Origin of the sequence: Thiolapillus sp., from assembly GCF_048562965.1 — a bacterium.
In the GTDB taxonomy this organism is placed as follows: domain Bacteria; phylum Pseudomonadota; class Gammaproteobacteria; order Chromatiales; family Chromatiaceae; genus Thiolapillus; species Thiolapillus brandeum_A.
Genome location: NZ_JBHNMF010000108.1, coordinates 1 through 8,495 on the forward strand (window position 1 = coordinate 1; position 8,495 = coordinate 8,495).

At 57.8% G+C, this 8,495-nt stretch carries 10 protein-coding genes; all 10 read left to right on the forward strand.

Going from position 1 to position 8,495, the window contains the following annotated elements:
* Positions 1–817: diguanylate cyclase domain-containing protein (locus tag ACOCD2_RS07795; RefSeq protein ID WP_293652480.1), on the forward strand; the 817-nt coding region annotated here is incomplete at its 5' end.
* 56 nt (positions 818–873) lie between these two features.
* The gene (locus ACOCD2_RS07800; RefSeq protein WP_293688124.1) at positions 874–1,761 is read left to right on the forward strand and encodes a putative bifunctional diguanylate cyclase/phosphodiesterase; all 888 of its coding nucleotides are present in this window, start codon (positions 874–876) and stop codon (positions 1,759–1,761) included.
* A gap of 173 nt (positions 1,762–1,934) precedes the next feature.
* A complete protein-coding gene (gene rpsF, locus ACOCD2_RS07805) occupies positions 1,935–2,288 on the forward strand; it encodes a 30S ribosomal protein S6 (protein WP_293646049.1) in 354 nt (117 codons plus the stop codon).
* Positions 2,289–2,303: 15 nt separating this feature from the next.
* Positions 2,304–2,531 (forward strand): 30S ribosomal protein S18, encoded by a 228-nt coding sequence (gene rpsR, locus ACOCD2_RS07810; RefSeq protein WP_293646047.1) that lies wholly within the window; start codon positions 2,304–2,306, stop codon positions 2,529–2,531.
* A gap of 127 nt (positions 2,532–2,658) precedes the next feature.
* Positions 2,659–3,573, forward strand: coding sequence for a DUF2232 domain-containing protein (locus ACOCD2_RS07815; protein ID WP_293646045.1), 915 nt, complete (start codon positions 2,659–2,661; stop codon positions 3,571–3,573).
* Positions 3,574–3,597: 24 nt separating this feature from the next.
* Positions 3,598–4,050 carry a 50S ribosomal protein L9 gene (gene rplI, locus ACOCD2_RS07820; RefSeq protein WP_293646043.1) on the forward strand — a complete coding sequence of 151 codons (453 nt, stop codon included), beginning with the start codon at positions 3,598–3,600 and terminating at the stop codon, positions 4,048–4,050.
* A gap of 169 nt (positions 4,051–4,219) precedes the next feature.
* On the forward strand, positions 4,220–5,638 hold the full coding sequence (gene dnaB / locus ACOCD2_RS07825) for a replicative DNA helicase (protein ID WP_293646041.1): 1,419 nt from the start codon (positions 4,220–4,222) through the stop codon (positions 5,636–5,638).
* A gap of 14 nt (positions 5,639–5,652) precedes the next feature.
* Positions 5,653–6,720: an alanine racemase gene (gene alr / locus ACOCD2_RS07830; RefSeq protein ID WP_293646039.1), complete on the forward strand. Its 1,068-nt coding sequence runs from the start codon at positions 5,653–5,655 to the stop codon at positions 6,718–6,720.
* On the forward strand, positions 6,720–8,090 hold the full coding sequence (gene radA / locus ACOCD2_RS07835) for a DNA repair protein RadA (RefSeq protein WP_293646037.1): 1,371 nt from the start codon (positions 6,720–6,722) through the stop codon (positions 8,088–8,090). Before alr ends, radA begins: the two co-directional genes overlap by 1 nt.
* Positions 8,090–8,425 (forward strand): hypothetical protein, encoded by a 336-nt coding sequence (locus tag ACOCD2_RS07840; protein ID WP_293646035.1) that lies wholly within the window; start codon positions 8,090–8,092, stop codon positions 8,423–8,425. The genes radA and ACOCD2_RS07840 overlap by 1 nt, the downstream gene beginning before the upstream one ends.
* Positions 8,426–8,495: the final 70 nt, after the last annotated feature.

The window sequence follows — 8,495 nt, forward strand, 5'->3', positions numbered from 1 at the left end:
GGTGATGCTGGTGAGTATCGTGCTGTTTTTCCTTGCGGCCAACGGGCATCTGCTCAGAAAGCTGCTGCGCGTGCTGTTCGAGGAAAGACGGCTTTCGCAAACGGCGCTGACGGCCATCGGCGAAGCAGTCATTCGCCTCGATGAGCGCGGACATATCCTCAAATTCAATCCCATGGCGGAAAAGCTCTCCGGAATGTCGTCTGTGGAAGCCGAGGGAAAAGATGTGGACGATGTGTTTCGCCTGGTGTATTCAGACAATGGCCGGCGTTTCTCCCTGCAGCACTATCTGGCCGGTGAACATGCCGACTTCCATCATGTGCTGGCGCTGAAGAATTCACAGGGTGACGAATACCAGGTCAGTGTGGCTCTCAGTACCGTGCCCGGGGGGAACGGTGACAGACGGACAACGGTGATGGTGCTGAGTGATGTCACCAAGGAGCATGCACTGGCCAGCGAAGTCACCCACAGGGAAACGCACAATGTGCTTACCGATCTTCCGAATCAGGATCTGATCGTAAAGCGTCTCAGGAATGCGCTCGCCAGAGCTTCCATGAATGGCAAGTCGCTGGCCGTTGTGTATCTGGATATCGACTATTTTTCCAAGATCAATGAAGCGCGTGGCATCGAAGTGGGAAATCATCTTTTGCAGGCCGTGGCCGACAAGCTCAGTGATTTTCTCGGCGAGAAGGTGGATATCGGCCATATCGGCGGTGATGAATTCCTGCTTGTCCTGGAGGAACACAAGATCGACCGCTCCCTCGAAGACATGGTAGGGCTGATCTTTCGCTCTGTTCGCCCGCCCCCTACATCTTTCTGAGGGGGATGTCCGTGTGTCTGTGACCCTGGGAGTCAGTATGTTTCCTGAGCATGGCGATGATCCTGAACTGCTCATACGCCGCCATGCATGCGGGGAAAGATGAGGGTGGTGGTCAGATCATTTACTATGAGCCTGGCATGCAGGACCGGGCCAACCGTGCGCTGGTGATAGAGGCCCAGCTTCATCAGGCCCTGGATTCCGGGCGCTTCGAGGTTTTCTATCAACCGCTGATCGAGGTATCCACCCTGAAGGTTACGGGTGTTGAGGCGCTGGCCAGGCTCAGGGATGCCGACGGCAGCTATATTCCTCCAGACGAGTTCATCAGCGTTGCAGAGCGTATTGGGCTGATTGCCGAGATGGGGTATCAGCAGTTGTACAAGGCCTGTGTCCAGCTCGAACAATGGCGTCAACAGGGGTTCTCGCTGCGCCTGTCATTCAATTTTTCACCCCGGCAGATGAGCAGCCCCAAGCTCATCGAAAAAATCGAACGCATTTTCAAACTGACCGGTTTTGCCCCGGAATTCCTGGATTTCGAGATCACTGAAAACCTGCTGCTTTCCAACGACCGGCTGGTAGAGCATGTCCTCAAGCAGATACAGGCCATGGGGATAGGTGTAACCATCGATGATTTTGGCACGGGGTGCAGTGCCATGAGTTATCTGACCCGCTTCCATTTCGACCGGCTCAAGATTGACCGTTCTTTTGTTTCCGAGCTGCATGTCCGCACCGGTTCCACCGCCATCACGTCCGCTATCATCACCATGGCGCATGACCTCGAAATGGGTGTTGTTGCCGAAGGCGTGGAAAACGTGGAACAGTTTGAACTGCTGCGATCACAGGGCTGCGACGAAATTCAGGGTTACTTCCTGGGAAGACCTGTGCCTGCACATGAGCTGCAGGAATATCTGGAGGCCAATCAGGGCTATGCCAGGCTTCCTTCCTGATCCACAGGACTTAGACAAAATGTCTAACCAGGAAGTATTTCCCCAAACACTTGAAAAAGCTTGAAATCCTGCTGATATTCTCCTAGAATCCGCGCTCCTGATCGGTTTTCGGGTCGATCCTCCTTGCCTCACTGCCCGCGCAGGAGGCTGATTACTAGCCATAAGGAGCTACAATGCGACACTATGAAATCGTTTTCATGGTCCATCCGGACCAGAGCGAGCAAGTGCCATCCATGACCGAGCGTTATATCGCCAGCATCAAAGAAGATGGTGGGCAGATTCATCGCCTGGAAGACTGGGGCCGCCGTCAGCTTGCCTACCCCATCAACAAACTGCACAAGGCACATTACGTGCTGATGAACATCGAATGCGAAAGCAAGACTCTGAAGGATCTTGAAACCGCTTTCCGTTTCAATGATGCAGTGATTCGTCACCTGACCATCCGTCGTGATGATGCCCTGACTGAACCCTCTCTGCTGGCCAAGGCCGATGAGAAAGAAGCAGCGCCTGAAGTTGCAGCCGGATAACGGGAGGATATAGATATGTCACGTTACATGCGTCGTAGAAAGTATTGCCGTTTTACTGTGGAAGGCATCACCGAGATCGATTACAAGGATCTCGCGCTGCTGAAGCAGTATGTCAGCGAGTCGGGCAAGATCGTGCCCAGCCGCATTACCGGCACCAGCGCCAAGTATCAGCGCCAGTTGGCAACCGCCATCAAGCGTGCGCGTTTTCTGGCACTGATGCCTTTTACCGATTCCCACAAATAACTTCCTGTAGTGATTTAACAAAGTAATTTATTGCTTTGTTATTCAAGGAAAATAGAGTGAATAACTCTCTGTGGATTTTGCAGCCGGCGGACAGGAAGTCTGCCGTTGCCGCTGTAAAGAAAGACCGATGAAGGCGCTGGCCACCTTCATCATGAAAGGCCGCATGCAGGCCGTCATGGTAGCCGCCGTGTTTACCGTGCTGGCGCTGCTGATCACCCCTCTGGGGATAGCCAGCTCGGCGGTGATCGCCCTGGTGGTACTGAGGAACGGCGTCCGTGAAGGGCTCCTGATCACGGTGCTGGGGGGGGTGGCATTGTCCGCCCTGGGACTGCTGATCTTCGGGCAGCCGCTGTCACTCGCCATTGCCGGCCTGTTGCTGTGGGTGCCCATGCTGGTGCTGGGCGAGCTGTTGCGGGCAACGCGCTCCCTTCGGCTGGTGCTCGAAGTGGCTGTGATACTGGGAGCCTTGCTGATTGGCATGCAGTATCTCGTGCTCGATGACGTACCGAAGTTCTGGTTCGGCATTCTGGACGAATACAGTGCCCAGATGATGGACCCGAATGTGGTCAGCGATGCAGACCGCAAGCTCATGGTGACAGAAATGGCGCCGTGGATGGCCGGAGGAATGGGGGCAGCCTGGTTTTTACAACTGGCCCTGTCTCTTTTTCTGGCGAGAAGCTGGCAGGCCAGCCTGTACAATCCGGGTGGTTTTGCCAAAGAACTGCGGGAACTGCGGTTGGGGTACTGGCTGCTGATCCTGGTGCCTGTGCTGCTGGTGATCGGCAGTCTGTCGGACAAACCCGGCCTGGCGTCACAGCTGGCGCTAGTGGGTATGACAGCTTTCTTTTTGCAGGGCGTAGCCCTGGTACATGGCCTGGTGCAGGAGTTCAAGGCCAACCAGGGGTGGTTGCTCGGTTTTTATATATTGTTGGTCATTGGCATGCCGGCGAGTTTTACCGCGGTATCCGCAGCAGGCTTTGCTGATGGCTGGTTGAATTTTCGGGCGAGAGTCCGGGCTCGCAAGCCCAGCGGCGGCGAGTAAGAGACCTAATGAGGTACTAGTAAAATGGAAGTGATTCTTCTGGACAAAATAAGTGGCCTGGGTGATCTGGGTGACAAGGTGGCGGTCAAGCCAGGTTATGGCCGTAATTTTCTGATTCCCGGTGGCAAGGCGATTCCTGCCACCAAGGACAATCTCGTCGAATTCGAGAAACGTCGGGCTGAGCTGGAAAAAGATGCGGCAGAAAAACTGTCCGTGGCCGAATCCAGGAAAGCCGCTGTCGAAGCGCTGGAAGGCGTCACCATCAGCCACAAGGCGGGTGAAGAGGGCAAGCTCTTCGGTTCTGTGGGCACCGCGGATATTTCCCGCGCCTGCACCGAAGCCGGTGTGGCGATCGAAAAGAACGAGATCCGCCTGCCGGACGGACCCATGCGCGCCACGGGTGATTTTGACGTGGTTCTGCATCTGCATCCTGACGTGAATGCCACCCTGAAAGTGGTCATCGTCGCAGAAGAGTGATCCGGCAGACCGGGTGTCCCGTGCAGATTTGAGTGTTGCCGCTGGAGTTTGACGGCAATTCTCTTGTTCTGAATTAAAAAGCCGCGATAAGGCATTGTCTTGTCGTGGCTTTTTGTTTTTTTATTGCTGCGCTGTTCTCAAGCTGCGTATTTTTCTGTAACCTTCCAGCATGTCGTTTGATCCCTCTTTGTCCGAGCCCATTCCCGACTATCCGGAAGCGGATCAGGAAGTGGAGCAGCTGCGCATCCCCCCTCATTCGGTGCAGGCGGAACAGTCTGTCGTCGGTGGCCTGATGCTGGACAACAGCACCTGGGACCAGGTGGCGGACCGGGTGGGCACGGAAGACTTCTACCGCCGTGAGCATCAGCTGATTTTCTCCTGCATCAGTATTCTTGCCGAAGAACAGAAGCCTTTCGATGTGGTTACCCTGGCGGAAGAACTGGAGCGGCGCGAGGAGCTGGAGGATGTGGGAGGTTTGCCCTATCTGGCCTCTCTGGCGGAAGACACACCCAGCGCGGCAAATATACGCGCCTATGCCGATATCGTGCGGGAACATTCGGTCACCCGGCAGCTGATTCGCGTGGGCACCGAGATTGCAGAAAGCGGTTTCCGCCCGGAAGGACGCAAGGTTGCCGAATTGCTGGACAACGCCGAGACCAAGGTATTCAAGATTGCCGAGCAGCGGCAGAAGGAAGGCGAGGGCTTTCAGGCCATCAAGGGACTACTGGTCAAGGCTATCGACCGTATCGAGGAGCTGCAGAGCAACGACGATCCCATTACCGGCATCAGTACCGGTTTTGATGATTTCGACGAAAAGACTTCCGGGCTGCAGCCTGCCGATCTGGTCATCGTGGCCGGCCGGCCTTCCATGGGAAAGACCACCTTCGCCATGAATATCGCCGAAAACGCGGCTATCAAGTCCGGTCTGCCGGTGGCGGTATTCTCCATGGAAATGCCCGGCGAGGCGTTGACCATGCGCATGATCTCCTCGCTGGGCCGTATCGATGGCCATCGCATCCGCACCGGTAAGCTGGAAGATGACGAATGGCCGCGTCTGACCTCCGCCATCAATATTCTCAATCAGACCAAGCTTTTCATTGATGATACCCCGGCGCTCAGCCCCACGGACCTCCGCGCCAGGGCGAGACGCCTGATGCGGGAACAGGGTGGCAAGCTGGGAATGATCGTCATCGACTATTTGCAGCTGATGCAGATTCCCGGTGGTGGCGAAAACCGCACCAATGAAATCTCCACCATATCCCGCAGCCTCAAGGCGCTGGCCAAGGAACTGAATGTGCCCGTGGTCGCCCTTTCCCAGCTCAACCGCAGTCTGGAACAGCGCCCCAACAAGCGCCCCATCATGTCGGACCTGCGTGAATCCGGCGCCATCGAGCAGGATGCCGATCTCGTGGTGTTCATCTACCGCGATGAAGTCTACAACGAGGAAAGCCCGGACAAGGGAATGGCAGAAATCATCATCGGCAAGCAGCGCAACGGTCCCATCGGTACGGTGCGTCTGACCTTTCTCGGCCAGTTCACCAAGTTCGAGAACTACATCAATCCGGTGTATGGCGACCCCGTACACTGAGATTTTCCCACCCGATGCCTTTTTCCCCCTGGATTGAAATCGACGCCGGCGCCCTGCGGCACAACCTGGCGGTCGTGCGCAGGCATGCGCCAAATGCCAGGGTGATGGCCGTGATCAAGGCTGATGCCTATGGTCACGGTGTGCTGCTTGCGGCGGATGCCCTGCAGGATGCCGATGCCTTTGCCGTGGCGCGGGTGGGAGAGGCGGTGCAGTTGCGTGAAGCCGGTGTGGACAAGCCACTGCTGGTGCTGGCCGGGGCTCATGATGCCGAAGAACTGGCGCAGGCCGCGAAGCAGCAGGTGGAGCTGGTGGTGCATCACGATGCCCAGCTGCAGCTTCTCGAGAATGTCCGCCTGAGCGAATCCGTGCCGGTGTGGCTCAAGCTCGATACCGGCATGAACCGCCTGGGCTTTTCACCTTCCCGGACAAAGGAAGTCCTCACCCGGCTCGAGGCACTGCCTGGGGTATCCCGTATCGCGGGCGTGCTCACTCATCTTGCCAATGCCGATGACCTGGGTGACGAGATGACCAAGTTGCAGGTGCAGCGCTTCGGGGAAGCCACAGCCGATCTGGATCTGCCCCTTTCCATCGCCAATTCCGCAGGCATCATGGGCTGGCCGTCCACCCATGCCGACTGGGTGCGGCCGGGCATCATGCTCTACGGTGCCTCGCCTTTTTCCGTGTTGGCGGATGAACTGCAACCGGCCATGACTTTCTGCGCCCGCCTGATTTCCACCAAGACGGTTCAAAAGGGTGAACCTGTCGGTTACGGCGGCATCTGGCAGGCACCCGAAACCCTGCCCATGGGCGTGGTGGCTGCCGGTTATGGGGATGGCTATCCCAGGGAAATGCCTTCCGGAACCCCTGTGCTGATCAACGGCGCCGAGGTGCCCCTGGTGGGACGGGTTTCCATGGATACCCTGATGGTGGATCTGCGCACCCAGCCCCGGGCGCGGGTCGGTGACGAGGTGATCCTCTGGGGCAGGGGGCTGCCAGCCCGTGTCATTGCCGAAGCGGCCGAAACCATCCCCTATACCCTTTTCTGCGGTATCACGGCGCGGGTACGCAGAAGGCTGCGCTGATGGCCAGGGAAAAGACATTGTACGTGTGCCGTGAATGTGGCGGCAGCTTTCCCAAATGGGCAGGGCAATGCGCCGACTGCGGGGCCTGGAACACGCTGCAAGAATCGGCGGTAGAGTCAGGCAAGGCTGCAGCTCCGCGTTTCGCCGGTTATAGCGGTGATGCTGCGGCAGCGATGATCCGTCCCCTGTCCAATGTGGATATGGAAAAGACCCGCCGCACCGCGACGGGATTGCCGGAGCTGGACCGGGTGCTGGGTGGCGGTCTGGTGCAGGGGTCTGTGGTGCTCATCGGTGGTGATCCCGGCATCGGTAAATCCACCCTGCTGATCCAGGCGCTGGCCAGTCTTTCGGAGTATATGGAGCCTCTCTATGTGAGCGGTGAGGAATCTGCGGAGCAGATCAGTCTGCGGGCCGCGCGCCTGGGGCTTCCCGTGGACAGGCTGCAACTGCTCACGGAAACCTGTGTGGAGCGGATACTGACCCTGGCGGCGAAGCACCGTCCCAGTGTCATGGTCATGGACTCCATTCAGACCTTCTATTCGGAACAGCTGCAGTCCGCGCCCGGTGCCGTGGCCCAGGTGCGCGAATCTGCGGCTCAGCTGGTGCGTTTCGCCAAGCAGACAGGTATCAGCCTGTTCCTGGTGGGGCATGTCACCAAGGAAGGGGCGCTGGCCGGCCCCCGCGTGCTGGAACACATGGTAGACACGGTGCTCTATTTCGAGGGTGAGGCAGGCAGCCAGATCCGGCTGGTGCGCGCCATCAAGAACCGTTTCGGTGCGGTCAACGAACTGGGTGTGTTCGCCATGACCGACAAGGGACTGAAAGAGGTCAGCAACCCGTCAGCCATCTTTCTGTCCCGCCATGAGGAACAGATCGCCGGCAGCGCCATACTGGTGACCCGGGAAGGCACCCGCCCCCTGCTGGTGGAGGTGCAGGCGCTGGTGGATCAGAGCTCTCTGGGCAATCCCCGGCGTGTGGCGCTGGGACTGGAGCAGAACCGCCTGGCCATGCTGCTGGCCGTGCTGCACCGCCATGGTGGTATAGGGCTGGTGGATCAGGATGTGTTCCTGAATGTCGTCGGTGGCGTGCGTGTGACCGAGACCGCGGCCGATCTGCCGGTACTGCTGTCGGTGCTGTCCAGCTTCCGTGACCGGCCCCTTCCCCAGGGACTGGCAGCCTTTGGCGAAGTGGGACTGGCTGGCGAGATCCGGCCGGTACCCAGCGGTGAAGACCGGGTGCGTGAGGCTGCCAAGCACGGTTTTACCCGCATCCTGCTGCCTGCGGCCAACAAGCCGCGCAGACCCGTCAAGGGTATCGAAGTGATTCCGGTGCAGCGTCTGTCCCAGGCCCTGTCTGTCCTTTTCGAGTGATGGCTGCCTGGCTTCCGACAACCCTGTTCGACTGGGTGATTCTGCTCTATCTGTGCTGGTGCCTCCTGCGGGGCTGGCGGCGGGGATTCTATCCTGAACTGTATGCCGCACTCAGCGCTGTTTTGCTGCTGGCCATGCTGGCGGGATTCAGCCTGACGACGGTATTGTGGCGTTCTCTCGATCATCTGCTGAATGATTATCTACATCTGTCGAGGTTGCTAGGACTGCTGTTGTTGCTCGGGCTCATGGTCTGGCTGCTGTGGAAAATACGCGCGTATCTTACCGGTCTAGAGTTTAGAGTAAGCAACATTGTTCCACCGTATATTTTCGGGTGAAATAAAGTTGCTATTTTGTTCATACTGCCCGTTAGAGCTTGTTCTATACGCTGATTGCTGCATCCTGCTC